The 26,958-nt window shown below is 70.0% G+C and carries 24 protein-coding genes; 15 read left to right on the plus strand and 9 right to left on the minus strand.

Features of this window, described 5'->3' with window-relative positions; all coding sequences use genetic code 11:
- Window positions 1–61: 61 nt before the first annotated feature.
- The gene (locus AC0NZN_RS16495; protein ID WP_474593410.1) at window positions 62–1,249 is read left to right on the plus strand and encodes a metallophosphoesterase family protein; all 1,188 of its coding nucleotides are present in this window, start codon (window positions 62–64) and stop codon (window positions 1,247–1,249) included.
- An 85-nt stretch (window positions 1,250–1,334) separates the two neighbouring features.
- Here AC0NZN_RS16495 and AC0NZN_RS16500 read toward each other — a convergent pair whose 3' ends face one another.
- The gene (locus AC0NZN_RS16500; RefSeq protein ID WP_474593411.1) at window positions 1,335–2,192 is read right to left on the minus strand and encodes an aldo/keto reductase; all 858 of its coding nucleotides are present in this window, start codon (window positions 2,190–2,192) and stop codon (window positions 1,335–1,337) included.
- 111 nt (window positions 2,193–2,303) lie between these two features.
- Between AC0NZN_RS16500 and AC0NZN_RS16505 the strand changes: the two genes are divergently transcribed.
- Both AC0NZN_RS16505 and AC0NZN_RS16510 read left to right on the plus strand, forming a co-directional pair.
- The gene (locus AC0NZN_RS16505; protein ID WP_474593412.1) at window positions 2,304–2,669 is read left to right on the plus strand and encodes a VOC family protein; all 366 of its coding nucleotides are present in this window, start codon (window positions 2,304–2,306) and stop codon (window positions 2,667–2,669) included.
- Window positions 2,670–2,782: 113 nt separating this feature from the next.
- Window positions 2,783–3,220 carry a hypothetical protein gene (locus tag AC0NZN_RS16510; RefSeq protein ID WP_474593413.1) on the plus strand — a complete coding sequence of 146 codons (438 nt, stop codon included), beginning with the start codon at window positions 2,783–2,785 and terminating at the stop codon, window positions 3,218–3,220.
- Between the two features lie 87 nt (window positions 3,221–3,307).
- On the opposite strand, the gene AC0NZN_RS16515 is transcribed toward AC0NZN_RS16510, so the two are convergent.
- The 5 genes from AC0NZN_RS16515 to AC0NZN_RS16535 are packed head-to-tail and all read right to left on the minus strand — an operon-like array spanning window position 3,308 to window position 9,148.
- Window positions 3,308–4,942 carry an efflux RND transporter periplasmic adaptor subunit gene (locus AC0NZN_RS16515; protein WP_474593414.1) on the minus strand — a complete coding sequence of 545 codons (1,635 nt, stop codon included), beginning with the start codon at window positions 4,940–4,942 and terminating at the stop codon, window positions 3,308–3,310.
- Window positions 4,935–5,834 carry a DUF5666 domain-containing protein gene (locus tag AC0NZN_RS16520; RefSeq protein WP_474593415.1) on the minus strand — a complete coding sequence of 300 codons (900 nt, stop codon included), beginning with the start codon at window positions 5,832–5,834 and terminating at the stop codon, window positions 4,935–4,937. Before AC0NZN_RS16520 ends, AC0NZN_RS16515 begins: the two co-directional genes overlap by 8 nt.
- A 31-nt stretch (window positions 5,835–5,865) precedes the next feature.
- A complete protein-coding gene (locus AC0NZN_RS16525) occupies window positions 5,866–7,092 on the minus strand; it encodes an ABC transporter permease (protein WP_474593416.1) in 1,227 nt (408 codons plus the stop codon).
- Window positions 7,089–7,868: an ABC transporter ATP-binding protein gene (locus AC0NZN_RS16530; RefSeq protein ID WP_474593417.1), complete on the minus strand. Its 780-nt coding sequence runs from the start codon at window positions 7,866–7,868 to the stop codon at window positions 7,089–7,091. Before AC0NZN_RS16530 ends, AC0NZN_RS16525 begins: the two co-directional genes overlap by 4 nt.
- Entirely contained in the window at window positions 7,865–9,148 is a 1,284-nt protein-coding gene (locus AC0NZN_RS16535; RefSeq protein ID WP_474593418.1) for an efflux RND transporter periplasmic adaptor subunit, read from the minus strand. The genes AC0NZN_RS16530 and AC0NZN_RS16535 overlap by 4 nt, the downstream gene beginning before the upstream one ends.
- A gap of 154 nt (window positions 9,149–9,302) precedes the next feature.
- On the opposite strand from AC0NZN_RS16535, the gene AC0NZN_RS16540 reads away from it, so the two are divergent.
- Genes AC0NZN_RS16540 through AC0NZN_RS16560 form a run of 5 tightly spaced genes read left to right on the plus strand, consistent with a single transcriptional unit; the run spans window position 9,303 to window position 16,483 of the window.
- Complete coding sequence (locus AC0NZN_RS16540; RefSeq protein WP_474593419.1) at window positions 9,303–10,799, plus strand: L-serine ammonia-lyase, iron-sulfur-dependent, subunit alpha; 1,497 nt, start codon at window positions 9,303–9,305, stop codon at window positions 10,797–10,799.
- A 50-nt stretch (window positions 10,800–10,849) separates the two neighbouring features.
- Window positions 10,850–12,802, plus strand: a complete 1,953-nt coding sequence (locus tag AC0NZN_RS16545; RefSeq protein ID WP_474593420.1) for a peroxidase family protein — start codon at window positions 10,850–10,852, stop codon at window positions 12,800–12,802.
- Between the two features lie 41 nt (window positions 12,803–12,843).
- A complete protein-coding gene (locus AC0NZN_RS16550) occupies window positions 12,844–13,452 on the plus strand; it encodes a TetR/AcrR family transcriptional regulator (RefSeq protein WP_474593421.1) in 609 nt (202 codons plus the stop codon).
- A gap of 41 nt (window positions 13,453–13,493) precedes the next feature.
- Entirely contained in the window at window positions 13,494–14,654 is a 1,161-nt protein-coding gene (locus AC0NZN_RS16555; protein ID WP_474593422.1) for an ABC transporter permease, read from the plus strand.
- Entirely contained in the window at window positions 14,651–16,483 is a 1,833-nt protein-coding gene (locus AC0NZN_RS16560) for an ATP-binding cassette domain-containing protein (RefSeq protein ID WP_474593423.1), read from the plus strand. The genes AC0NZN_RS16555 and AC0NZN_RS16560 overlap by 4 nt, the downstream gene beginning before the upstream one ends.
- A gap of 12 nt (window positions 16,484–16,495) precedes the next feature.
- Here AC0NZN_RS16560 and AC0NZN_RS16565 read toward each other — a convergent pair whose 3' ends face one another.
- Complete coding sequence (locus AC0NZN_RS16565) at window positions 16,496–16,936, minus strand: MarR family winged helix-turn-helix transcriptional regulator (RefSeq protein WP_474593424.1); 441 nt, start codon at window positions 16,934–16,936, stop codon at window positions 16,496–16,498.
- Between the two features lie 76 nt (window positions 16,937–17,012).
- On the opposite strand from AC0NZN_RS16565, the gene AC0NZN_RS16570 reads away from it, so the two are divergent.
- The 7 genes from AC0NZN_RS16570 to AC0NZN_RS16600 all read left to right on the plus strand — a co-directional run bounded on the left by AC0NZN_RS16570 (window position 17,013) and on the right by AC0NZN_RS16600 (window position 25,748).
- Window positions 17,013–18,806, plus strand: a complete 1,794-nt coding sequence (locus tag AC0NZN_RS16570; protein WP_474593425.1) for a DUF2207 domain-containing protein — start codon at window positions 17,013–17,015, stop codon at window positions 18,804–18,806.
- 42 nt (window positions 18,807–18,848) lie between these two features.
- Window positions 18,849–19,832, plus strand: coding sequence for an acetylxylan esterase (locus AC0NZN_RS16575; RefSeq protein WP_474593426.1), 984 nt, complete (start codon window positions 18,849–18,851; stop codon window positions 19,830–19,832).
- Window positions 19,833–20,107: 275 nt separating this feature from the next.
- Window positions 20,108–20,998: a TnsA-like heteromeric transposase endonuclease subunit gene (locus AC0NZN_RS16580; RefSeq protein WP_474593447.1), complete on the plus strand. Its 891-nt coding sequence runs from the start codon at window positions 20,108–20,110 to the stop codon at window positions 20,996–20,998.
- Window positions 20,999–21,303: 305 nt separating this feature from the next.
- Entirely contained in the window at window positions 21,304–23,103 is a 1,800-nt protein-coding gene (locus AC0NZN_RS16585) for a Mu transposase C-terminal domain-containing protein (RefSeq protein WP_474593427.1), read from the plus strand.
- Complete coding sequence (locus AC0NZN_RS16590; protein ID WP_474593428.1) at window positions 23,096–24,136, plus strand: TniB family NTP-binding protein; 1,041 nt, start codon at window positions 23,096–23,098, stop codon at window positions 24,134–24,136. Before AC0NZN_RS16585 ends, AC0NZN_RS16590 begins: the two co-directional genes overlap by 8 nt.
- Window positions 24,137–24,594: 458 nt before the next feature.
- Window positions 24,595–25,224, plus strand: a complete 630-nt coding sequence (locus tag AC0NZN_RS16595) for a hypothetical protein (RefSeq protein ID WP_474593429.1) — start codon at window positions 24,595–24,597, stop codon at window positions 25,222–25,224.
- Window positions 25,225–25,319: 95 nt separating this feature from the next.
- Window positions 25,320–25,748: a hypothetical protein gene (locus AC0NZN_RS16600; RefSeq protein WP_474593430.1), complete on the plus strand. Its 429-nt coding sequence runs from the start codon at window positions 25,320–25,322 to the stop codon at window positions 25,746–25,748.
- A gap of 14 nt (window positions 25,749–25,762) precedes the next feature.
- Here AC0NZN_RS16600 and AC0NZN_RS16605 read toward each other — a convergent pair whose 3' ends face one another.
- Window positions 25,763–26,362 carry a type IV toxin-antitoxin system AbiEi family antitoxin domain-containing protein gene (locus AC0NZN_RS16605; RefSeq protein WP_474593431.1) on the minus strand — a complete coding sequence of 200 codons (600 nt, stop codon included), beginning with the start codon at window positions 26,360–26,362 and terminating at the stop codon, window positions 25,763–25,765.
- A 36-nt stretch (window positions 26,363–26,398) separates the two neighbouring features.
- Complete coding sequence (locus tag AC0NZN_RS16610) at window positions 26,399–26,863, minus strand: hypothetical protein (protein WP_474593432.1); 465 nt, start codon at window positions 26,861–26,863, stop codon at window positions 26,399–26,401.
- Between the last annotated feature and the right edge of the window lie 95 nt (window positions 26,864–26,958).

The following is a 26,958-nucleotide window of genomic DNA, read 5'->3' on the forward strand; positions in this document are numbered from 1 at the left end:
CCTCCGCGCCTCGGTACGGTCTTCCTCGCCTCCCCGTCCGCGCCCGCCAGAAGGACCCTCCATGCGCTCTCGCACCCGCACACTCACCCTGATCGCCGCGGGAGTCGTCGCCGCGACCTTCCTCGGCGGAGCCGCCGCCGTCGCGGCGCCGCTCATCGACCACGGCTGGCCCTATGACCAGGCGCTCACGGCGGACCACGCCAAGACCTACACACTCGCCGCCGTCGGCGACATCGCCTGCGAGCCGAACGACGCCGAGAACGCGAGCAACCCTGCGGCCCTCAAGTGCGGCAGCCCGAGCCTCGGCGGCTACGACGCCGAGTTCGCGACCGCGAAACAGGCGCTCGCGATGAAGCCGGACGCCATCGCGCTGCTGGGCGACGAGCAGTACCAGGTCGGCAAGCTGAGCGACTTCGAGGCGTCGTTCGAGCAGGCGTGGGGCGGGCTGAGGTTCCTCGAGCGCCCGGCGCCGGGCAACCACGAGTACTACCCGTACACGAAGAAGGGCGACAACGAGGCCGGCCAGAACGGCGCCGGCTATTTCGCCTACTTCAACGGCCACGACCAGAGCGGCACTCCCAACGCCTCCGGACAGGCAGGGGACGACACGGCGGACACCCAGGGCTGGTACTCGTACAACCTCGGCAACTGGCACATCATCTCGCTGAACGCGGAGTGCAACTCGGTCGCCTTCGGCAACGACTGCTCGACGACCGGCAGCAGCCTGCTCGCGCAGGAGACGGCGTGGCTCGCCGACGACCTGAAGAACGACCGGCATCAGTGCACGCTCGCGTACTGGCACCAGCCGACCTTCAGCGCCACCACCGCGTCGACCGCGACGGTGCCAGCCTCCGCGCCCGGTGCGGGCGGCCAGGAGGGCGGCGTGACCGACGCCTGGTGGAAGCTGCTGTACGCCGACCGCGCGACGCTCGTCCTCAACGGCCACGAGCACGCCTACTCGCGCTTCCAGCCGATGGATCCGACGGGCGCCGTCGACACCACGAGGGGCATCCCGGAGATCGTCGTCGGCACGGGCGGCGAGGCCCTCGACAGCCTGGCCAGGAACGCGGACGGCACCTTCGCGAACCCGAACGTCGTCACCGGCTACGACCAGGGCTACGGCGTCATGAAGCTCACGCTCACCCCGCACGGCTACGAGTCCTCGTACTCCCCGGCGCTGGCGGGCGCGGGGCAGCCCGCGTCGTCGCTCGCCTACACGGACTCCGCCTCGGGCACCTGCCACGGCTGATCGGCTCGCAGCGGCCCGGTTCCCTTCGGGGGCCGGGCCGTCGTGCGCTCGGCGACCATCACGTTCGCGACGGGGTCGCCTAGGCTCACGGCAGAGGCCGCACCCGCATCATCTTCGCCGACCCGGCGAGCATCCAGCGCGGCACCCGGAACATCGGTCGGTCACGCCCCAACGCGTCGATTCCGGCCATCTCGGTATCCGTCAGCGTGAAGTCGAAGACCTCGAGGTTCGACGCGATGTGCGCAGGATTCGTCGACTTCGGGATCGCGACGATGCCCCGCTGCACGTGCCAGCGCAGGATGACCTGCACCGGTGACTTGCGGTGCGCCGCGGCAGCGTTCGTGATGGCCGGCTCGGCGAGGAGCTTCGGGGACCCGTGGCCGAGCGGGTACCAGGCCTCGGGCACGATGCCGTGCGTCGAGAGGTAGGGGAGGAGCTCGGGCTGCTGCCAGTGCGGGTGCAGTTCGACCTGGTCGACCACGGGCGGGATGTTCGCGGCGGGCAGCAGCTTCTCGAGGTCCTCCACCCGGAAGTTGCTGACGCCGATGGCGCGGACCGTCCCCTCCTCGACCTCCTTCTCGAGCGCCCTCCACGCCCCGAGGATGTCGCCGACGGACTGGTGGAGCAGCAGCAGGTCGATCGGACCGCAGTCGAGCCGCTCGAGCGAGCCTGCGACGGCGGCGCGGGTTTTGTCGTAGCCGTAGTCGGAGGGCCAGATCTTCGTCGTCAGGAGGATGTCGTCGCGCGGCACCTCCGAGGCTCGGATCCCGCGGCCGACGGCCCGCTCGTTCCGGTAGAGGATGGCCGTGTCGATGAGCCGGTAGCCGTCCTTCAGCGCCGTCATGACACTCGCCTCGCATACCTCCACATCGGTGACGAGGTAGACACCGAGGCCGATCTGGGGGATGAGCATCCCGTTCGAGAGCGCGACGCGCGGGACCATGGCGACTCCATTCGCGAGAGGGGCCAGCGCAGACGGCCGGCCTCGGGATTCCTCCGCTCAGCCACAGGATAGACCGCCGCGTCCCGCCCGGGGCGGTGGGATGATCGGCGTGTGAGACTCGTTCAGGTGGCGCAGCGCGCCGAGGACCTCGACCGTGCCGCGGCGTTCTACGGACGGCTGCTCGACGCCGAGCCGAGGGCTCGCTTCGATCCGCCCGGGCTGCTGTTCTTCGACCTGGGAGGTGTGCGGCTGCTCCTGGACCGCGGGGCGCCGACATCCCTCCTCTATCTCCACGTCGAGAACGTCCACGAGGCGCTGGAGCGCCTGCCCGGCGACGTCGAGGTCGTGACCCCGCCGCACGTGATCTTCCATCACGACGACGACACTCTCGGACCAGCCGGGCACGACGAGTGGCAGGCGTTCATCCGCGACTCCGAGTCGAACCTCGTCGGGCTCGTCGCCTTCCAGTTGCCCTGATCCGTATCACCTGACCCGCGCCGGGCCTCTTCGCTGTGGCGACCCGTGACCTGCGAGCCGCCGAGGCAGCCCGGGACGCCTGAAGCGGCACCGGCGGGTCGAAGGAGTACAGGATGGCGCTCAGCAGTTCGATCATCGCGATCATCGCGCGGAGATACCCGCAGATCTGGGAGATCGTCGGCGGGGGAATCGGCGGCGGTCTGCGTCAGCGTTTCGCAGTGGAGAAGGCGGAGGTCCACATGCCTCCCGCCATGGCATACGGCGCCGCGGTCGGCGCCGAGCTGGTGCGTGCGGCCGGCTACGCGCAGGTGCTCAATGTCGCGTTCGAGCCCGGCGACGACATCTGCCCGCCGCGCCGGTGGCCGCCGTTCCCGTGGCCGCCCGCACCGCACCGGGGTGACGACGAGGGCGATATCGACTACGCCCTCGGCCTCGCGTTCGCCCTCGAGGCGTCGTCGGCGGGCTGGGCCGACCTGAAGGGGGCGGGGGCGCTCGAGCGTCTGCACGAGTCGGCGCTCCAGGTGGCGTCCGCGGGAGCCCAGCGCGGCTGACCGCGGCGCGAACGACGGAGGGATGCCTCGGCACAGCGTGCCGAGGCATCCCTCCGTCCGCTTCCCACGGCCCGTTTCGCGGGCGGATCAGCCCCCGGTGGCGCGGCGGACGAACCCGCCGCCCCCGAACCCGCCGCCGAGCCCGCCGCCCACGCGCCCGACCGGGTTGTTCGACGGGAGAGCCTGCGACGGGTCGGCGAGGAGCACCTGCTGACCGGCCTTCAGCCCGCTGGTGATCTGCGCCCAGCCGCCTCCGACTGCGCCGACCTCCACGCGGGTGACCGTGCTGCCGGAGCCGCTGATGACGGTGACGGTGCTGCTTCCGGAGCTCACCCCGGATAGGGCGGAGGCGGGCACGCGCACCGCGTCGCTGACCGTGCGGATGCCGATCACCACGACTGCGCCTGAGCCCGGAGCCATCGACGCCGTCGGGGTCGCGACCTCGACCTGCGCCGGGTAGGTGGGCGTCGAGCCGGAGCTCGACGACGGCACGAGGTCGACGCTCGTCACGGCGCCGGCGGCGGATGCCGAGGCCCCGGCGGGCGTGACCGTCGCCGTGAGGCCCGCCGCGACGAGCGGCATGTCGGCGAGCGGCACTTGGACGGTGACGGTCGCGGGACCGGGCCCGACGATGACGACGCCGGCGCCCGACGTCGCCTGCTGGCCGGGAACGTAATCGATGCGGGCCACCGTTCCGGCGATCGGCGCGGTGAGGGTGGCGCCGGCTGCGTTCGTCTGCGCCTGCGTCACGGCCGCCTGGTCCTGGAGGATCGCGACCTGGTCGGCCGCGACGCGCGAGGCGGTCGCGGCGCTCGAACTGCTCCCCGCGCTGCCCGCGCTCCCACTGCGGGACGCCGTCGCAGCGGCCGTCGCCGCCTGCGTCGCCGAAGAAAGAGCCTGCTGCACGACCGCGCCGGCCTGCTGCAGTGCGCGGTCGGCGGCGGCCAGCGCCGCCTGGCATGCCGCGATCTGGGCCGCGGTCACGGTGCCGCCGCTGCTGGCGCCTCCGGTCGATCCCGAGGACGGCGACGGGCTCGGGATCGGGGTGGGCGACGGCGTGGGGGTGTCCGTGGGGGATGCCGTCGGCGCGGGCGTCGCATCCCCTGCCGCTCCGCTGCCGGCGGCATCCCCTGTTCCCCCGGCCCCCGCCGTTCCCGATGCGGCGGTGCCGGAGTCCGCGGGAGTGCCCCGCGCGCCCGAGCCCGACTTCAGCACCGGCGCGCACGCGGTCTGCTCCGCCTCGAGCGCGCTCGTGAGCTTGGCGAGCGCCTGTGTCGTGCCGCCGCCCGACCTCGACGCCGATGCACCGCCGGACTTCGCCGAGGCGGAGGATCCGACTGATCCCGTGGTGGTCTGATCGCGGGCAAGGGTCTCCTCGTCCTGCGCGAGCGTCGCCTGCGCCGAGAGGACCGCGGCGTTCAGGGGGCCGGCATCCATCGTCGCGAGCGGCGTCCCCGCCTGCACGGTCTGCCCGACCGAGACCGAGACCGCGGTCACGGTCCCCGTGGTCGGGAAGGACGCTGTGACCTCGCTCGGCCGGGCGATCGTGCCGCTGAGCGTCAGCGTCTGCTCGACTGTGCCCGTGTCGGCGACGGCTGTCCGCTTGCCGGTGCCGCCGCCCCCCAGGGCACTCGCCGTGAGACCTGCGCCGGCGACGACGATCACGGCGGCGACCGCGCCGCCGATCAGCCACGGCCGCTTCGAGCGCCGGAGGTCACGCATTCTTTCCCCCCGTGCCCGTGCCGGGCGTCGCGCCGTTCCCGGGACCGCCCTGCCCGCCGCCGCGTCCGCCGAAGCCCGTCGCGCAGGTGCCGTCGATGGCGGGACTCACCGCGATCGATCTCGCCGTGAGCGCGCCGGTGTCGTCGGTCTTGCCCTGGGCGAGCACGCACACGCCCACGACGACGTCGGATGCCGCGCCCGCCTGCAGCTTCGTGAAGGTCGTGGACGAGCCCCACGTCACGGTCACATTCCCGGTCGCGCTGCCGCGCTTCTCGGCGACGACGAGCGAGCCGTCCGACACGGACGTGATCGTGCCGACGGCACCGAAGCCGCCGAAGCCGCGCGGAGTGCGCGTCGAGCCGCTGCCCGTGCCCGTGCCCGGGCCCGCCGTAGGTGCGCCGCTCGGGCGCTGGCCCGGGCCGTTGCCGCCGACGCCGATACCGACGCTGCACGTGCCGTCGACGGGCGCCGACAACTCGATCGTCGCCGCCGCGACCGTGGTCGCGGAGCCGCCGGAGCTCGTGCCGCCTTTCGCGCCCGTGCCGGACGGGACGGCGGGGCGCGCGACGACGCAGTCGCCGGCCTTGAGATCCGACGACGAAGCGCTCACCTGCGTGGTGAAGGTGGTCGACGCCGTCCACGTGACGGCGGTCTGTCGCGTCGTGCTCTGCACCTGCGCCGTGCTGCCGGACACAGCGGCGACCCGTCCGACGGCGCCGGGGAAGGCGCCGCCCTGGAAGCGGCCCTGTCCGCCCTGTCCGCCGCCGTAGCCGTAGCCGCGCGGGCCCTGTGCGACGGAGGCAGCGGGTGCGGGCGTCCCGGCGGCGCATCCGGCGAGTCCGAGGCCTGCGGCCACGACCAGTGCCACGAGGGCGAGTCTGCGGGTGTTCATGTCATCACTCCTGGGGATCCGTTCGCAGCGTTCACTCGCTGCGCAGTGCGTCGATGGGGGCGAGCCTGGCGGCACGCCGTGCGGGGTAGACGCCGGCGACGACGCCGATGCCGAGCGACACGACGAGCGCGCCGAGCGCCGCGGGGAGCGAGATCGCGACCGGGAAGCCGATCACGGGGGTGAGGATGAGCGCGAAGACGACGCCCACGAGCACGCCCATGGCGCCTCCGACGAGCCCGAGCATGCTGGCCTCGACGAGGAACTGCCGCTGGATCGCCCGCGGCGTCGCGCCGAGGGCCTTGCGCAGTCCGATCTCGCGCACCCGCTCGGTGACCGACACGAGCATGATGTTCATCACGCCGATGCCGCCGACGAGCAGCGAGATCGCGGCGATGCCGGCGAGGAGGACGGTCAGGATGGCCGTGGTCGCGGTGGCCGTCTGCACGAGAGACGCCTGGCTGTTGACGGTGAAGTCCGCCGTCGCCGCGGACTGCCCGTGGCTGGTCATCAGGGCGTTCGACGCCTCCTGGTAGGCCGCAGACAGCGTGTCCTGGCTCGCCGCCTCCACGTAGATCGATGACACGGATGCGCCGCCCGACGACGAGAACGCGGCAGCGTACGTGGTGGCGGGCACGACGAGCTGGTCGTCCTGGTCGCCGCCGATCGTGGAGCCGGCGGTGTTCAGCATCCCGATCACGGTGAAGGGCACACCGGCAACCGTGACGGTCTCGCCGACCGGGTTGCGGATGCCGAACAGCTGGCTCGCGGTGGTCGATCCGATGACCGCGACGCGGGCCGCGGAGTTCACCTCCTGCGTCGTGAAGAAGCGTCCCTGGCTCGTGCTCCGGGCGCGCACCTGCTCCCATGCGGGGGTCGTGCCGACGACCGAGGTCGTCCAGTTCTGCGCGCCGGCGTCCACCTGCTGCTGCCCGGTGGAGACCGGCGCGACGGCCGCGATGTCGGGCGCGACCCTCTGATCGGCGAGCAGCGTCGCGTCGGCGGAGGTCAGCGACGACGCCGAGCCGAAACCTCCGCGCACGCCCGTCGTGCTCGTCGTACTGCCCGGCGTCACGACGAGCAGGTTGGAGCCGAGGGAGTTGATCTGGTCGGTCACCTTCTGCTGGGCGCCCTGGCCGAGACCGACGGTCAGCATGACCGCGGCGATGCCGATCAGGATGCCGAGCACGGTCAGGGCGGAGCGCAGCCGGCGGCTGCGGATGGCGTCGAGTGCGGTGCGGATGGTCTCGCCGACGTTCACGCGGCCACCTCCGCATCGGTCAGCTCGCCGTCGCGGATGAGCACCGTGCGCGCGGCGCGCGCGGCGACCTCGTGCTCGTGCGTGATGACGACGATCGTCCGGCCCTGCCCGTGCAGGTCGTCGAACAGGTTCAGGATGTCGTCCGTCGACGCGGAGTCGAGGTTTCCCGTCGGCTCGTCCGCGAGGAGCAGACTCGGCTCCGTGACGAGCGCCCGCGCCACGGAGACGCGCTGCTGCTGGCCGCCGGACAGCTCCCCGGGGCGATGATCGAGGCGGTTGCCGAGGCCGACGCTCTCGAGGGCCGCCGCCGCGCGGACGCGACGCTCCTCGCGGCCGACGCCTGCGTAGACGAGCGGCAGCTCGACGTTGCGCAGCGCGGTCATCGAGGCCAGCAGGTTGAACTGCTGGAAGACGAAGCCGATGCGCCGGTTGCGGATCTCGGCGAGCCGCGCCTCGCCGAGGTCTCCGACGTTCTCACCCGACAGCAGGTAGGTGCCCGAAGTCGGCACGTCGAGGCAGCCCAGGATGTGCATCAGTGTCGACTTGCCCGAGCCCGACGGGCCCATGACGGCGACGTAGTCGCCGACATCCACACGGAGGGTGATGCCGCGCAGGGCATCGACCGCGAGCTGGCCCGCGAGGTAGGTCTTCCGCACGTCGCTGAGTTCGATGATGGGGTGCTCGAAGATGGGGTGCTCGGTGCCCGGCCCGGTGCCGGACTCCACGGCCTCGGGCGTCTCGGGGATGCCGAGACCGCCGAACGGGTCGCCGCTCATCCGTTGCCTCCCGTGCGGATGCCGCTGCCCGTGCCCCCGCCTTGGCCGCCCCCGCCGCCTCCTCCGCCGAACCCTCCTCCGCCGAAGCCGCCCCCGCCGAACCCGCGACCCGTGGTGCCGGTGGTTCCCGTCGTGCCGGTGCCGACGAAGCTCGGCAGCACGATGACGTCGCCGGAGCTGAGGCCGGAGGTGATCTGCGTCTCGGCGCCGTACACGGCGCCGACGGTCACCGATACGCGGGAGTCCTTGCCGTTCTTGCGCACCGTCACCGTCGTCTTGCCGTTCGCCGAGCTCAGCGCCATCGTGGGCACGGCGAGCACGTCGCCCAGCTGCTTCACGACGATCGAGACGGACGCGGTCGTGCCCGAATAGAGCCCGCTCTGCGCGCCCGTGACGGCGATCGTCACGGGGAAGGTCGCGGCGCCGGTGCCCGACGCGGTTGCGACGATGCCGATCGTCTGCACAGTGCCGAACAGGGCCTGGCGGGCGCCGGTCGGCGTGATCTGCGCCTGCAGTCCGGGCTTCAGCGATGCGAGGTCGCTGCTTCCGACGGAGGCGTCGACGACCCACGCGGTCGGCGAGATGACCGTGATCTGCGCGCTGCTCGAGCCCGTCGAGCCGGTGCCGCCTGTCGAGCCGGCGCCGCCGGTCGAGCCGGTGCCGGCGCGCGAGGAGCCGGTCGAGCCCGTCGACCCGGTGGCGCCCGTCGAGCCACTCGAGCCGCTCTCGGTGGTGCCTGGGGTGAGGTTCACGGATGCGACGATCCCCGCGATCGGCGATGTCATGGTCGCCCCGGTCAGCGCCGACTGGGTGAGGGTCAGCTTCGCCTGCGCGGACGCGAGCTGCGCGTTCGCGGCGGCGACCGCCGTCGAGCCCGAGGCGGCGGACACCTGCGCCTGCGCCTGGGCGAGCGTGGCCTGCGCGAGATCGACATCGGCCTGCAGGGTGGCGGGGTCGATCGTGGCGAGCGTCTGCCCCGCCGTGACGGTGTCGCCGACCTTGACGTCGACGGTCTGCACGGTGCCGCTCGACGCGAACGAGAGGTCGGCTTGGTTCGCCGGCTCCAGCGTCCCCGTCGCGCTCACCGTCTGCTCGACGGTGCCCGTGGTCACCGTGTAGGTGCGATCGGCGGCTGCGGCCGAGGGCCGCATGATGGCGAAGGCGGTCACGCCCCCTGCGACAAGGAGCACGACCACGACCGCACTGACGATCGTGATCGGCCGGCGCCACCAGGGCCGCTTCGTGGGGGAGGGCGCTGGCGGAGAGTCGGGACTCGTCATCGGGGACCTTTCGGGCAAAGAAGTTCCAATGAGGAAACTAGGAGCGGTTCCGATCAACACGTTCAGCGCTCGCCAAGGATTCCCTATGACTCGCACAGGGTTCAGCCGAGAGCCTTCGCGCATCCGGTTGGTCGCGCCCGGGTAGCCTTGGTGGGTGAGCGCTTACGTCTCGGCGTTCGAGCTGTTCTCCATCGGCGTAGGACCCTCGAGCTCCCATACAGTCGGCCCCATGCGCGCGGCCGTCGACTTCGCCGTCCGTCTGCGATCGGCGGGCGTCATCGACCGTGTCTCCCGCGTGACATGCGACCTCTTCGGGTCGCTCGGCGCCACCGGACTGGGTCACGGCACCCCGGACGCGGTCGTCGCGGGGCTTCAGGGACTCCGGCCGGAGACCGTGGATCCGGATGCCGTGCGGTCGGCGTGGACCGACTGGCCCGAGGGGCGCGAGCTCCTGCTCGACGGCGTGCACGCTGTGCCGTTCGCGAAGGCCGACATCGCCTTCGTCCCCCGGACGAGACTCCCGGGTCATCCCAACGCGATGACGCTGAAGGCGTTCGACGCCGACGGCGCCGTCGTCGCCGAGGACACGTATTACTCCATCGGCGGCGGCTTCATCCGTCGCGACGGCGAGCCGCCGAAGCTCGACGCCCACGCCTATCCGTTCGACTACGGCAGCGCGGAGGAGCTTCTCGAGCTGTGCGACCTGAACGGCTGGACGATCGCCGAGGTCGCGCGGCGCAACGAGGAGTCGCAGCGCTCCGAGGCCGAGGTCGCCGCAGGCCTGGACGCGATCTGGGATGCGATGTCGGGATGCGTCGACGCCGGCCTTCACGCGGACGGCGTGCTGCCGGGCATGCTCAAGGTCAAGCGCCGGGCCGGATCCATCCGGGAGCAGCTGGACTCGATCGAGGCGCACCGGCATCGCGAGCTGCCGGGGGAGTGGCTCGGCGCCTTCGCGCTCGCGGTCAACGAGGAGAACGCGTCCGGCGGACGGGTCGTGACGGCTCCCACGAACGGGGCGGCGGGCATCGTCCCGGCTGTCGCGATGTACTGGTGGCGGTTCCTCGCCGACGCCGGCCTCGGCGCCGAGAACGCGGTCACGCCCTACGGCGAGCTCGTCGGCTCGGCCCTCCTCGGCTTCGGCGCGCACGCCTCGCTCGCCGCCGTCGGCGCGATCGATGACCCGGCGCAGCTTGCCGAAGCCAACCGCCGCCGCGGCATCCGCCGCTATCTCCTCACCGCAACCGCGCTGGGCTCGCTGTTCAAGGCCAACGCCTCCATCTCGGGCGCCGAGGGCGGCTGTCAGGCCGAGGTCGGCTCGGCGTGCGCGATGGCGGCCGGGGGTCTCACCGCCGTCATGGGCGGGACCAACCGGCAGATCGAGAACGCGGCCGAGATCGCGATGGAGCACCACCTCGGCCTCACGTGCGATCCGGTCGGCGGATTGGTGCAGATCCCGTGCATCGAGCGCAACGCCATCGCCGCATCCACCGCCGTCACGGCGGCCCGTCTGGCCCTGCGCGGCGACGGATCGCACTACGTGTCACTCGACACGGTGGTCGAGACGATGCGGCAGACCGGCATCGACATGTCCCACAAATACAAGGAGACGAGCGAAGGCGGTCTGGCCGTGAACGTCATCGAGTGCTAAGCCGTATCAGGGGGCGTGCATCCTGCTCCTCACCGTGAGAGGAGCGCACCATGGAACCCCAGGACGAGAGCGCGCCGGTCGCCGGAGCCCCCACCCTCGATTCACCCTCCGCCCCGCCTGCGGCGCCGGCCGAGTCGGGACCGCCCGTCGGGAGGGGAGTGACCGACGAGCGCGTCGCCGAGTACGAGAGCACCGCGGACGAGCCGGACAAACCGGGGCCGTTTCAGCGCTGGTACGACCATGTCACCGACGACTGGTCGCGCGAGAAGCCGTGGTACGAGCTGCCGAAGCCGCTGGGTCTGGCGCAGCTCATCGGCATCCGCGACACCCTCCGCCAGCACAACCTCTACGACACCAGCCGGCTCCCTGCCGTCAACCCGACGACGGCGCCGCCGTTCGAGGAGCGGTTCCTCACCGAGCGCACGCCGGACGGCAGCTGGAACGACCTCGAGCACCCCGAGATGGGCATGGCGAACACGCGCTTCGGCCGCAACGTCCCGCTCGAGAACACCGAGCGCGACGACGAACGGATGCTGATCCCGAACCCCCGGGCCCTCAGCCTCAAGCTGATGACCCGCGACAAGCTCAATGCCGCGACCGCGGGCAACGCGATCATCGCCTCGTGGCTGCAGTTCATGATCCACGACTGGTTCCGCCACGGCACGAGCCCCACCGACCGGCCCTGGGTCATGCCGCCGGTCGAGGGCGACACGTGGCCGACTCCGCCGGTGCAGGTCATGCGCGTGCCGGACGACCCGACCTCGCCGCCGGACGCCACGGGACCTCGCACCTGGATCAACACGAACACCCACTGGTGGGACGGCTCGTCGATCTACGGCAACGACCTTCCCACGCAGATGTTCCTGCGCGAGGGCGCGGGCGGCCGCCTGCGACTGGTGAATGGGCTCCCGCCCATCCCGGACGATCCGGCCAAGGACCCGACCCGCACTCCCGGCTTCTGGCTCGGCTTGGGAATGCTGCAGGCGCTGTTCACCCGCGAGCACAACGCCGTCGCCGACCACCTCGCCAAGACGCACCCGGACTTCGACGACGAGACGCTCTTCCAGAAGGCGCGGCTGGTCACCTGCGCCGTGATCGCCAAGATCCACACGGTCGAATGGACGCCCGCGGTGACGGCGCATCCCACCGCCGCCGAGGCGCTCCACGTCAACTGGTACGGGCTCGCCGGCGAGAAGCTGCACGACTTCGTCGCCGCGTTCTCGAAGAACGAGGCGCTGCGCGGCATCCCGGGCACCCACACCGAGGACTACGGCGTGCCGTACGCGCTGACCGAGGAGTTCGTCGCGGTCTACCGCATGCATCCGCTCGTGCCCGACGACTACGACTTCCGCGCGGCGAAGGATGACGCCCCCACGCTCGGAGCGAAGCAGTTCACCGAGCTCACCGGACCGCACGCCGTGCCGATCCTGCAGAACATCTCGCTCGGCGACCTTCTGTACACGTTCGGGACGATGAACCCGGGGCTCGTGACGCTGCACAACTTCCCTCGCGGCCTGCAGCAGTACACGCGGCCGGACGGCAAGATCATGGACATGGCGGCGCTCGACATCACGCGCTGCCGCGAACTCGGCGTTCCCCGCTACTGCGAGTTCCGCCGGCTGCTGCACCTGACCGTGCCCGAGACCTTCGGCGAGGTCACGAGCAACAAGGAGTGGGCCGCGGAACTCGAGGAGGCGTACGACGGCAAGCTCGAGGACCTCGACCTCATCCCCGGCGTCATGGCGGAGGATCTGCCGGAAGGTTTCGCCTTCAGCGACACGGCGTTCCGCATCTTCGTGCTGATGGCGTCGCGGCGCCTCAACAGCGACAGGTTCTTCACGGACGCGTTCACCGACGACGTGTACACGCCGGAGGGGATGCAGTGGGTGCGCGACGCATCCATGGGTGCCGTGCTGACCCGCCACTGCCCGGAGCTCGCACCGTACGTCGACAGCCTGCCGAACGCATTCGGCATCTGGGCGCGCGCCGGGAAGACCACGTAAGGGACACCGCGCGCGGCAGGGTCCAGGGTTACCCTGAACCCATGCCCGAACACGCCGCGCCGGCGAAGCGCCGGGGCCGGCCTCGTGGGAGGTCGGATGCCCGGCAGCGCATCGTCGCGGCCGCGACGGCGGAGTTCTCCGACCTCGGGTACGACGGCGCCACCATGCGCGGCATCGCCGGGCGGGCGGGAGTGGATGCTGCCCTGCTCCACCACTACTTCGGGACGAAGGCCGACCTCTTCGGCGAGATCGTCGGTGCGCCGATGCGTCCCGACCTGAAGATCCCCGAGATCCTCGCGGGTCCGCGGGACCAGGTCGGCGAGGCGATCGTGCGATACGTGCTGGATGCGTGGGAGCAGCCCGAGGCCCGTCGCCGCGGCATCCTCGTGATGCGCACCGCGATCGGCAACAAGGTCGCGACCCCGCTGCTGGCCGGATTCCTCAACCGCGAGCTGCTGGGCCGGATCGCGGCGGGCATCGGCGTCCCGGATGGGGAGCTGCGCGCCTCGCTGGTCGCGACCCAGGTCGCCGGCCTGCTCCTCGCGCGGTACGTCCTCCGGCTCGCGCCGTTGGCCGACGCCTCCGTCGACGAGCTCGTCGCATGGGTCGCGCCGAGTGTGCAGCGGTACCTGGATGCGCCGTCCCCTTGAACCAATTCATCACGCGGTGAATTATTGAGCCGGAGGCGATCATGCGCGCGATCATGCTCAAGGAGTTCCAGGAACTGCGCCGGGATCGGCGCACGCTCGCCCTGCTGATCGTGATGCCGCTGCTGCTGCTCATCATCTTCGGCTATGCGGCGAACTTCACCGTCGAGAACCTGAGCGTCGCGGTCTACGGACCGAGTGCGGACGACGTCACGAAGCTCATCGACGGCAATGCGCAGCTGAAGGACCACCTCACGGTCGTCGTCACCGACCCGAGTGGGACCAAGGACGACGCGACGACGGAGCTCCGCGACGACAAGGCGGATGTCGCGATCTACGCCGTGCCGGGCTCCGGCGCTCTGACGGCCGACGTCTCCATCGACGGCTCGAACCTGTTCGCCGCCCAGGCGGCAAAGACGATCTTCGCCGAGGTGCAGCAGCAGCTGGCGATGCAGACGGCGAAGGCGCAGGCATCCGCCCCGCCCGGGACCACGGTGCCGGTGCCGACGCTGACCGTCAGCATCCTGTTCAACCCCGACCTCAAGACCTCGTGGGTCATGATCCCGGCGATCATCGGCCTCATCCTGACGTTCATCGGCACGATCATCACGTCGATCGGCCTCGTGCGCGAGCGTGAGGCAGGCACGTTCGAGCAGCTGGCGGTCATGCCGCTGCGAGCCGGCTCCGTCGTCCTCGGCAAGATCACGCCCTACTTCCTGCTGGCGTGCTTCGACATGGCGCTGATCACCACGCTCGGGCTGCTGCTGTTCGGCGTGCCGTTCAACGGCAGCCCGTGGATCTTCGCCGTCGGGGCGGGACTGTTCCTGTTCGTCGTGCTCGGGCTCGGCGTGCTGATCTCGTCGGTCTCGCGCACGACGGGGCAGGCCATCCAGCTCGCGTTCCTGATCCTGCTGCCGCAGATCCTCCTGTCCGGCATGATCTTCCCGCTGTCGGCGATGGCCGCCGGCGTCCGGTGGATCGGCTACCTCCTGCCGCTGACGTGGTTCACGATGGTCTCGCAGGGCGTGATGATCCGCGGCGCGGGATGGGACTCCCTGTGGTTCCCTGTGATGATCCTCGCCGTGATGGCGATCGTCATCTTCGGGCTGGCCGTCGTGCGCCTCGGCCGCAGCATCTCTCCGGTGCATCAGAGGAAGGTCGCCGGGCACGCCCCCGAGCAGTCCACCGAGAAGGTGACTGCGTGATCCTCGGCGTCGAGCGCGTCGGCGTCCGGTTCGGTCAGGTGCACGCCCTGACCCATGTCACACTCGCCGCGCATCCCGGTGAGGTGACGGCGGTCGTCGGCGGCGACGGCGCGGGCAAGACGACCCTCCTCCGGGTGCTCGCGAACCGCGTCCGTGCGAACGTCGGGGAGGTGCGCACCGTCGACCGCTCCCGCATCGGGTATCAGCACGCGACCTCGGGCGTGTGGCCGTCGATGACGGTGGACGAGAACGTCGCGTTCGTGGGCCGGTCGTACGGGATGGCGGCATCCGCGATCCGGTCGCGGTCGTCGCTGCTGCTCGGACGCGCGGGGCTCGAGGGTGCGCGCCGAAGGCTCGGCAGAGAGCTCTCCGGAGGGATGCGGCAGAAGCTCGGATTCGTGCTGGCGATCCTGCACGAGCCGGACCTGGTGCTGCTCGACGAGCCGAGCACGGGGGTCGATCCGGTGAGCCGGGTCGAGCTGTGGCGCCTCATCTCCGCGACCGCCGGCGAGGGGACCACGGTCGTCATGTCGACGACGTATCTCGACGAGGCGCAGCGGGCGGCATCCGTCCTGGCGCTCGAGGGCGGACGGATGCTGGCATCCGGCACGCCCGACGACATCGTCGCCGCAGTGCCGGGGCGGGTCGGACTCCTCCCTTCGTCTGCCGCGCCGCCCGCCGCTGTGGCGGGACGTGCGTGGCGGCGGGGGAGAGCACGTCACGTCTGGATCCCCCCGGGGGTGGATGCCGACGGCGCCACGATCCTCGATCCGCCGGACTTCGAGGATTCCCTCATCGCGCTGTCGCTCGCGACCGGAGGCGGCGGCGGCGCGCAGGTCGAGCAGGCTCCGGTGGGCAGGGCGGCGTGGCGGTCGGCGCACCCCGAGGGCTCGCGGGAGGGCCGGCACGAGGCCGCAGCCCCCAGCGAGACGCGCCGTGGCGGCGGGGCGACGGCGACCGCGCGCGAGGTGGTCAAGCGGTTCGGACGCATGACCGCGGTCGACGACGTGAGCCTCGAGGTGCACCCGGGCGAGATCGTGGGGCTCATCGGCGCCAATGGTGCAGGCAAGACCACCCTTCTGCGGATCCTGCTCGGGCTCGAACGCGCCGACGGGGGCGATGTCTCCCTGTTCGGGCGCGCTCCGGACAACGCCTCGCGCCGACGGCTCGGCTACGTTCCGCAGGGGCTCGGCCTCTACACGAGCCTCAGCGTCAAGGAGAACGCCGCCTTCCTCTCGCGCGTCTACGGGGCTCGGGCGCCGCAGCTCCCGCCCGCGCTGCGCGAGGTGCGGTCGAGCGTCGTCGCCGGCATCGGGCTCGGCCGAGAGCGGCAACTGGCATTCGCGCTGGCACTCAGCCACAGCCCGGAGCTGCTCGTGCTCGACGAGCCGACCTCGGGCGTCGACCCCATCGGGCGCGCCCGACTCTGGGACACCATCCACGCCCAGGCGGAAGCCGGCCGTGCGGTCATCGTGACGACGCACTATCTGCAGGAGGCCGAGCAGTGCAGCCGGCTCGTCCTGCTCGCGAACGGCCGCGTCGCCGAGCATGGCACGGTCGCGGATCTCGTCGGCTCGGCGACGGCCCTGCTCGTCCGCAGTGCCGATTGGCAGGCGGCCTTCGCCGCCCTCGACAGGTCGGACATGCCGATCATGCTCAGCGGCCGCGACATCCGGGTCGCGGGGCGCGCTGACGATACCCCTTCCCTGCGTCGCCGCGTCGCGCAGGCGCTCGGCGGCATCCCCGCCGAGGTGCGATCCGTGCCGGCGACGCTCGAGGAGACGGTCGTGCTGCTCGACAGCGACTCGCGCGCGTCCGCCACGCGCTGAAGCCGGGGCCGGTCAGCGCTCGTCGCGCGGAACCCGCAGCTTCGCCGTCAGGCGCTGGAGATCGGCGAGCTCGGCGTCGTCGAGCCGCGACATCCGGGCCGCGATCGTGACCCCGTGCCGGGCCGCGAGGGCGGTGAAGCGGTCGGCCGCCTCCTCCGTCGCCGTCACGAGGGCGCCGCGTCCGTCCTCCGGATCGGGGCACTTGGTGAGGAGCCCGCGTGCGACCATCCGCTCGACCAGGCGTGACACGCTCGGCTGGCTGATCAGCATGTTGGCGGTGACCGTCCGAAGGCGCGCGGTCGTGTCGGGGGATCGCATGACCGTCAGCAGCACGTCGTACTCGCCCTGCGACAGCTCGGTGCCCTCGAAGTCCGCTGAGATCTCCTCGAACACCTCGTGCTGCGCGCGGAAGAGGCTCTCCCAGGCATCGACGGCGAGGCGGCGGTCGGTCATGGATTCACTGTAGCGGCGCCCTCTCTAGCATGGACCCATGCAGCGGATGCGGCGGTTTCGGGCGGCTCGAGGGGCGATGCGGTGGCTCGCCGTCGTCGCGGGGGTGGCGGCATCCATCGCCCTCTTGACGTCGCCGGCGATCGCGCGGACCACCCCATCCGCGGGTGTGGTCGTCGCGGGGGTCGACGACTTCTCGTTCGCGAGCATGGACGCCCGGTACACGCTCGGGCGCGCGAAGGACGGCACCAGCACGCTCACCGTGGTCGAGACGTTCGTCGCGGACTTCCCGGCAACGGATCAGAACCACGGGATGCGGCGCAGCATCCCCGATTCGTACAACGGCCAGCCGCTGTTCCCGAAGCTCGTCTCGATCACCGACGGGCAGGGGAACCCGCGCGAGTCCGAGACCGACAGCAGCGACGGCACGTTCACGATGACCTCGCGCTCGCCGCAGTTCGTGCACGGGCCGCAGACCTACGTCTTCACCTACACGCTGCGCAACGTCACGTGGACCTTCGCCGACACCGGAGCCGACGAGTTCTACTGGGACGTCAACGGCGTCGACTGGCCGCAGACGTTCGGCCGCGTGACGACGACACTGACGATGGATGCGTCGCTCGCCGCGGCGCTCACCGGGCAGCAGGCCTGCTACCACGGTCCGCAGGGGTCGACCCATCGGTGCGACATCACGGTGACGAAGACCTCGGGCGGCGCGACGGCCGCGGCCGGCATCGCGGATGTGCCGCCGCACGAGACGCTCACGATCGCCGTCGGCTTCGCCAAAGGCACGTTCGTCCTCTTCGACAGCTCGCCCTTCGGATCGCCGTGGGGCTGGATCCAGCTCGTGGCACTCGTCGGCGTGTTCGGGATGCTCGTCGCAGCCGTGGTGGTCCGCATCCGCCGGCTGCGCGACGATCCGGGACGGCCGACCATCATCGCGGAGTACGAGCCCCCTGCGGGCTTCGACGCGGCACTGAGCGCGGCCCTTCTCACCCGGACGTCGAAGGTCGTCCCCGCCGAGGTGCTCGAGCAGGCGGTGGCGGGCAGCATCCGGATCGTCGAGGTCGAGCACGGGGTGTTCGGCCGGACCCGGCTGCAGGCGGAGCTCATCGATCGAGCGCGCGCGGATGTGGACGGTCGGATGCTTCTGGACGGCATGTTCGGCTCCGATACCGTGTTCGTATTCGGCAGACAGAACAGCGCCTTCGCCGCCGCGGCTCGCAAGGTGTCGTCGTGGGCGTCGGCGCAGCTGCGCTCGCGGGGTCTGCGGCGGGCGGTGCCGCCTCGGGTGCGCGCGGTCCCGATCCTGCTCGCCTGGCTCTTCGCCGCCGTCGTCATCGTCTCGGGCATCGCGGCGATCGGGGCGGGAGTGGCGGGGATCTGGGTCATCGCCGCGATCATCGTGTCGGTCGCGTGCGCCGTCGTGACGGCGGGCCTGCTCTCCCGCCGGCCGCTGTCGGCTGCCGGTGCCGAGGCCCGTGACCACCTCGAGGGCCTGCGCGTGTTCATCGAGTGGGCGGAGGCCGACCGCATCCGGATGTTGCAGTCCCCGCGCGGTGCAGAGCGCGTGCCGATCGACGTGAACGACGCCGCACAGATGCTCAAGCTCTATGAGAAGCTCCTGCCGTTCGCGGTGATCTTCGGCCAGGAGCAGGAGTGGGCCAGACAGCTCGTCGTGCTGTACGCGGCGACGGGTGTCGCCGGTCCGTACTGGTACGTCGGCATGAACGGCTTCGACGCGTCGACGTTCTCGTCCCAGGTCGGCACGCTGTCGGCGGCCGCGGCATCCTCGTCGTCGACGTCCGGCGGCTCCGGCGGAGGCGGCGGCGCGGGCGGCGGCGGTGGTGGTGGGGGCGGCGGCGGGGTGTAGCTGCGGCATCGCGCGGGTCGCGACGCCGCTAGCGTTGGATGCATGCCGTGGCTGGAGATGACCCTTCCCGAACTCGAGTCCTACCGTCCCGAGGTGCGTGAGCCCGCGGACTTCGACGACTTCTGGCGGACCACGATCGCCGACGCGCGCGCGGCAGGCGGCGACGTCGTCGTCGAGCGCGCCGAGACGCCGCTGACCGCCTTCGACGTCTTCGACGTCACCTTCCCCGGCTTCGCCGGCGACCCCGTCAAGGGGTGGTTCATCGTGCCGGCCGGCGCGAGCGAGCCGCTGCCGGCGGTCGTCGAATTCCTCGGGTACGGCGGCGGCCGCGGTCTGCCCACCGAGCGCCTGCAGTGGCCCGCCGCGGGCTTCGCGTACTTCCTCATGGACACGCGCGGCCAGGGCTCTGGATGGGGGATGGGTGGTCACACGCCCGATCCGCACGGCGCGGGCCCCTCCACGCCGGGCTTCATGACGCGGGGCATCGAGCGCCCCGCCGACTACTACTACCGTCGCGTCTTCACCGATGCGGTCCGTGCGGTGGATGCCGTGCGCACCACGCCCCAGGTCGACCCTGCTCGCGTCGCCGTGACGGGAGGCAGCCAGGGCGGCGGGATCACCCTCGCGGCCGGGGCACTCAGCGATGGGCTCGTCGCCGTCATGCCCGATGTCCCGTTCCTCTGCCACTTCGAGCGCGCCGTGGGTCTCACGGACAACTTCCCCTATGAGGAGATCGTCCGCTACCTGGCCGTGCACCGGGGTGCGGCATCCCGGATCTTCGACACGCTCTCGTACTTCGACGGCGCGAACTTCGCGCGCCGCGCGTCCGCGCCGGCGCTCTTCTCGGTGGCCCTGATGGATCAGACCTGCCCTCCGTCGACGGTCTACGCGGCCTTCAACCGCTACGCCGGAGCGCGGGAGATCTCGGTGTATCCGTACAACGACCACGAGGGCGGTCAGGCCTACCAGTGGCTCGAGCAGGCGGCATTCCTGCGCGCGCGTCTAGCACTCACCGCCGCGGGATGACCGCACGAGCCCACATGAGGACATGAGAAAGGGCCGATCGGAGAGGCTCCCGATCGGCCCTTGTCCCTTGCACCAAGAGTGTCCTGCAATCACATGTCGGCAGCTGCCACAGCAAAACAACTACCGTGTTCACACTCTATAACGGAACGGTAACGAGGGGAAGAGGTCGGCGTTATGTTTTCGTGACTTCTTGAGCGGCGGCTGTCCGTGGCCACCGAACTTGTCACCGGGGCCAGGGATTCTGTCAGCGTGGCCATGAGCGTGTCACCGTGGCCATGTGGTTTGTCGCAGGACGGCGCGTCGCGAGTGTCGCGGGTCGGCGGTGGGCGTACGGTAACGGCCACGAGCGCGTTACCGAACACGTGTTGTCAGGGCTCACCATCCTCGATCTGAGAGGACTCCGGCAGGTGATTCTGACCACCGTCGCGCCGTCCGACCACACGAGGTCGGAACTCCGCGGTGCGGCGGTCGAGGTGAAGCACAACGGTCGACTGCGTGACATCGACGCAGCCCAGGTCGGCGAGTTCGCTTTGGATCAGTTGCAGCCGGTCCGGATGTCGAAGGCGTACCCGGGTCGGAAGAACTATTCAGGCGTGTACTGGGCGCGGACGACCGGGCGTCATCACTGGTTCGAATCGTTGCACGAGAAGACCGCGCTGATGACGCTGGACCGAGATCCGTCGGTGGTGGAGATTGTCACGCAGCCGTTCAGACTCGCCGGGGCGAGCTTGAGGCGGTCGCACGTACCAGATGTCCTCGTGAGAAAAGGCGACGGCTCGCTGACTGTCGTGGATGTCCGGCCGCGGGAGCGGATCAAGGATCGCGATGCCGAGCTGTTCGCGTTGACGAGCGGGTGGGCGGCCGCTCTCGGGATTGAGTATCGACTCTTCGCTGATCTGACGCAGGTGCAGGACTGGAACCTTCGGCTGCTGTCCGGATACCGGTATTCGCGCTGGGCGTGTCCTACTTCCCTTGCGGTGACCTTGGCTGCGCATCGCGGCGAGACGCGGGCGCTGGCGGACTGGATGCCGATGTTCGACGAGGAGCCCGGCCGGGGGAGAGGGCTGCTTCTCGGGGCGATCTGGCATGGCGCGCTTGAGGTGGATCTGTCACGACGACTCGAGCTCGAGGCTTCTGCGATGTGCAACGGGAGGGGTTGGGAGTGAAGTTGCAGCTGGGTGACGAGCTCGTGTGGGACGGGGTCCGGTTCGAGCTCATCGCAATCGACGCGAAAGCCGCGCGTTTGCGGGCGACCGATGAAGGGTTCATACGCGAGGTACTCGTCTCCGAACTCCAACACGATCCCACGGTTGAATGGCCGGGTACCTCGTTGAGGCCGGTGCGCACGTTCGACGACAAGCAGCTGGCTGTGTTGCCGCCCGAGCAGCGGCGCAAGGTGGAGATCTGGTTGCCACACGTAGTCCGGCTTGACGAGTTTTTGAGGACGAACCGACGGACCGCGGGCGAGCGGATGTTGTTCGTCCGCGAGATCGCGCAGCAGGTCGGCGCTCGACTGCCGGCAGGATCGGTCGACATGCGGACGGTCTGGCGGAAGCTGGAGGCGTACCGCTCGTTCGGTGCCCTCGGTCTGGTCAACAAGCGCTATCGGGAGAAGACGCCCTTCCGGCGAGACCCCTTGCTGCTTGAGATCGTCGCCGAGGTCTGCAGGCAGGCCGACAAGCAATCCACCGGAACGCAGGGGCGAATCGCCGACGACATTCGCTATGCGATCGCTGATCGCTACGCCGATGGCCCCCCTTTCGAGGTTCCTAGCGACCGCACGTTGCGGCGGATCGTCAGCGAGATGCCTCGCGCGAAGCACCTGACGCGATCGGCGAAGACGCGTGCGTCGCTCGCGAATCGTCCGCGGGACGCGTTCGGCCAGCACGAGTCGCCTCGGCTGGGGGAGCACGTGCAGATCGACTCGACGAAGTTCGATGCGGAGATCATGCTGGATGACGGCCGTGTGACGATGCGTGGCGGCACGGAGCGTCCGGAGTTGACGATCCTGCTCGAAATCCGTAGCCGGACACCGCTCGCGGCAGTGGTCCGGGCGGGCGGAACGAAAGCGGCTGATCTTGTGACGTTGCTGGCTCGCGCGTTGACGCCGTACGAGCTGCGGCCGCAGGGGGCGCGGGAGACTCGGGAATTGGTGTCCGCCGCGTGGGCGGACCCTCATGGGATCTCGCAGGAGGAGTTGGATCGGTTCCGGTTGATGATGCCGGTGATCTTCCCGGAGAACATCACGGTGGATCACGGGAAGATCTTCACGTCTCGGGCGTTCACGGAAGCGTGCGCCCGGTTGGGGATCTCGATCATCGAGTGCAACCCGTACACCCCGACGGGGAAGCCGCACGTGGAGGCGAACTTCGGGACCATCGGTGAGCAGTTCGCGCAGTACCTGCACAGCCATGTCGGCCGCAGCGTCGAGCACCGGGGAAAGGACACCGCCCCGCATCCCGCGCCCACACTGCTGCAGGTGCAGGAGCTCCTGGACGACTGGATCGCGGTGCATTGGATGCACCGCCCGCATGACGGGCTGCGCGACCCGCTGCGCCCGAAGCGGAAGATGACCCCGATGGAGACAGTGAAGATGCTGCGGGAGATCACTCCGGAGCTGCCGATCCCGTTCGGGCGGGAAGAGTACATCAGCCTGTTGCCGCGGGAGGAACGCACCCTGCAGGACTACGGCATCAACGTCGGGCTGCGCCGGTACACATCACCACGGCTGAGGGATATCGCAGCGGTCACCCCGAAGGTCGCCGGCCGCAAGTGGACGCTGCGGCGAGACCCGTTCAACATCTACACGATCTGGCTTGAGTTCGGCGAAGAGTTCGTCCCGTTGACGTGGACGTCGGGCGACGTGCAGATGCCGTTCCGAGACGAGGTCCTTCGCAGCCTCCGCGCGACAGACGGGACAGCCCGCGTCGACACGTCACGGGAGTCGGCGGCGTTGAAGGAGGGTCTGCGTCGCGGCAGATACGGTGACCCGACTGCCGCGCGTGCGGATACGCGGGCGCGGGCGTCGATGACGGACCCGATGGCGCTCACCAGCCACATCCATGACACACTGCCCGCCCGATCGACGGCTGGCGACGACGACGAAGAAGTGGCACCCGACCCGCGGTTCCGCCGCACGGGAGGCAACGGCTTCCTCGACGGCGCCGGGGACGCGGCGGCTGTGGGGGACCCCGGCGACGAGGCCCTCTGGGTGGAGTCGGGTGGGTTCACCGGTCAGAGCGATCCGGTGCGGGAGCGTCTCGATGATTGATCTCGACGTCGCGACCCTGCGGAAACCGAACTGGCAGACCAAGGAGGGGTGGGCGGACTTCGTCGCCGAACGCCTCGACGAGCCCGGGCTTCTCACCCGCACCCAGCTCGACGCCCTGACCGATTCGCAGCGGATCGACTACTGCATGCGGCGGTTGGAGTACATGGAGAACGGCCGCATCTCCCTGACCGCGCAGGTGCGAAACATCCGCGACGAGCTCCGGTTGAGGATGGTCGCGAACGCGAGTAAGCGTGGGGGAAAGCTCGGCATCATCGTGAACGGGGTACCGAACACGGGGAAGTCGACGACGGTGACCTGGCTCGCGAAGGAGTTCGAGATCCGCCGTCGGGAACGCGGGAACCCGCGCGGGATGAACAGCCCGATCCCCGTGATCTACGTGTCCACGCCGGCGGACTGCACACCGAAGTCCCTGCTTAAGGAGTTCCACGCGTTCTTGGGGCGGCCGACACGGCCGCGGATGACCGCGCCGGAGCTGCTGAACGATCTCGCCGAGGTCGTCGCGGACTGTCACACCGATCTGATCGTCATCGACGAGATCCACAACCTCAAGCAGAACCGGCCGGGCGCGAAGGACGCGACGAACTATCTGAAGCAGCTGTCCGAGAAGTGCCAGGCCACGTTCGTGTACGCCGGTGCGAACGTGGAGAAGTCAGGGCTGTTGGACGGCGGGTGGGCGGCGCAGGTCGCGACACGGTTCCGGATCATGGACCTCACTCCTCCGCCGCTGAAGGGCCAGGGAAGCTTCGACCGGTGGGCGGCGCTGCTGGAAGACCTCGAGGCCAACACGAAACTCGTCAGCCAGTCGCCCGGCAAGATCCTCGACGACGCGGCCCTGCTGTGGGATGCAACGCACGGGTGCGTCGGGGAGGTCGCAGGAATCATCCAGCTCGCGACTATCGAGGCAATGGAGTCCGGCACCGAGCGGCTGCGGTTCACCCGACTCCGCACCGTGATCGATGACGACCGTCGCCGGCGAGCGGCCCGAGAACCCGAGCTGGTCCCGGTGGCATGAAGCTCCCACCCCGCCTGCCCATCCCGGTCCGCCCGCTTCCCGGCGAGACGGTGGTGGGGTACACCGGCCGGCTCGCGCACGCCAACGCGCTCTCGTTCCAGGACCTGAAACTGCACATCCGCGACCTGGGCGGACTGTCGGTCACGAAACCCAACGTGGAGAGGGTTCCCGAGATCGTAGAAGCGCTCGGCGGGCTCCCACAGGGCTACTTCGCCACGGATGCGCGTCGGCACGGCATGTGCGTACGATGCAGCCACTATGAGTGGCGGCCGTCCCGCTGCCGGTCGTGTTCACGACCGCAGACGCCGCGGACCGAGTGTCGCCGGTGCGCGGCGGGCGCGGCCACAACGACACGGCGTCGCGGGGGAGCGGTCTGTCTTCACCATCGGCGCTGGCACGTGGACGGCCGCGATATCGACCTTCGGGAGCATCCCGAGTACGGCCGCGCGGAGCGTTGGTTGAGCGGGAAGCTCTGGCTGCGGGGCATCGCCCTCCACACCGGCGAACTGCAACTCGCCGTACGGCTCATTCTCGCCGCTCTCGACGACGTTGACGGGATGGCCGCGCCCGCGCGGCGGGCAATGGGTTTCGAGGTCGCCCTCGACGGCTCGTACGAGGACGCTCTGCTCTGCGCCTATCCGGAAGCGGTTGCGCTGACCGGGATCCTCATCGATCCCGAGTTCCTCCGCTGCCTCCTCACGCCTCGATTCACCGCCGTCGATCAGGTCGAGATCATGCAGGCGGCGGTCGCCGGCGTCCTCCACGGCGTCGGTGGCCGTGCCCTGCACGAGACCGCGACGATGGTCGTCGACCGCAGCCGCGAGGCGATAATGATCGCCTACGGAGCCGTGAAAAGCTACGGCGTGAAGACCATCCGCTGCGACTTCGACAAGGCGCTGATCGCCTCCGCCCGCTCCACGCGTGCATGCCTGCTCCGCCACCTCGACACCGTTCGCGTTCCCAGCGGGTGGCAAACACCCCTCTGGTGGCCTGCTCCGCCGACCGGCGTCCTAAACCGTGCCAACCTCAAACCCGACATCGATCCTCTGCTGTCGAGCGGCGAGTTCCGCGCAATCGCCGACGCGTGAGGTCGATCGCAGCGCCCTCGACTGGGCGGGGTCAGCGGTCGCATCGGGTCAGTGCCACCGGTAAGTCGGGGTTCGCATCGCCGTGGCGGCGGTGCATGATTCTTCACGTGGGGCTGAATGCGGAAGCAGAGACGACCGGGCAACCGGAGGAGCTTCGAGCGCTCCTGGACAGGTTCGCGCCCGACTGGCCTCCGCTTCTCGACGTTGGCGCGGGATGGAGCCCGCTGCTCATCCAGCTGGACCGCCGTCTGTGCGAGATCGCACCCAACTACGTACTCCACCAATGCAAGTCGAAGTTCGGCGCCCTGAGCTTCTACGCGCAGCCAAGCGATGATCCTTCTGTCTACAACGAGGAGTTCGTCGAGGCGATCCGCGCCGCCGAGTGGGAAAGCACCCGCACTTGTGAGGAATGCGGTGCGCAAGGCGCCCAGTACGTGATCCGCCTGTGGGCGTGGACTCTCTGCCCCACGCACGCGGCCGACAAGGACACCGTGTCCGAAGTCGAGCATCCGGCGGGCCGCTGAAGTCTAGCGTTCCGCTATACCGCACTAGATTTCGCTACACTCGCCGTCGCGTTCGATCGAGCGTCTACGAGCGCTGTGAGCTCGTCGCGCTCCGCGGTCGCGAGCCGACCGTCTCGGTGCCCGTTGGAGATGGCCTGGAGGAGCAGGTAGGTCGGCGTCCCGGAACGCGCACATTGACGGATCGCCGTCGCCAATTTCACGATCGGCACCTCACGCCACCAGGTGATCTGCTCGGCGCGGAGCTCCTGGCGGCGAACCACGTATTGGACCCCGCCACTTCGTCGGATCCTTCGCTGCGCGCCGACGGTGACATGGATCCGTCCCGGGTTGATGTCGCTGACCTCGAAGAGATCCAGCGCGGTCTCGTGGCTCAGGGCAGCTTCCGGAGCGCCGGTCCACAGCACGGCCCGCATGTAGGGGTCGGCCTGGTCGAACGGGTACTTCACGAACCGGTAGACACCGTACGAGGCGTGTTCAAGGGTGCCGCGAACGGCGAGTTGATTGAGCGCGCGGCGGGTGACGCCGAGTCCTTCTGCTTGGCTTGCGGTGACGTAGCCGTGCTGACCCGACGCGGCCTCCCACAGCACGTCCCGGGCCAGTGCATTCGATGCCACGTCAAAACACTACCGATTCCGTGGACATTCTGACCATCAGTCGCCGTGGCTTCTGTCCTCGAATCTGTCATCGTCCTCGAGAGCTTCCTCAATGAGCCGCGCGCCGAACTCCGCCGCCTCCGCGCCATAGAGGGTGCGATCTCCCGGCTGAGGATCGGGTCCCTCGAGCGCGAGTTCCTCTGCGGTCATCTCCTCCCACGCGCGGATCCTCGCCGCCCGCTCGGCCTGGAACCGTCGCGAGTGAGCGCGGAACACCTTGCCGACCCGCAGACTGCGTTCGACGCCGCGCTCCCAGCTGATCCAGCCGCGTCGCCTCCACTCGATGGCGGCGTGAATCCGGAAGTCTCCGATGAGCTGGCGTCGCTCGCGGTAGTCGAACTCGTCAGCGATGGACGACGGGATGCCGCCGGTGTCGGGCATGAGCTCGAGGAACAGCTCCGAGAACGTCGGCCCCATGCCTGTGCGACGTCGGGTCTGGGCGATGAAGATCGCGGCAGCCAATCCCCACTCGTCGGCAGTGTCGGTTCCGGTGAAGGACGCGAACACGTCTACCCAGGGAGTCGGCGGCGGGCCGTCAACAGACCTCCACCAGACCG

This window comes from Microbacterium sp. sgz311019 (assembly GCF_056135325.1).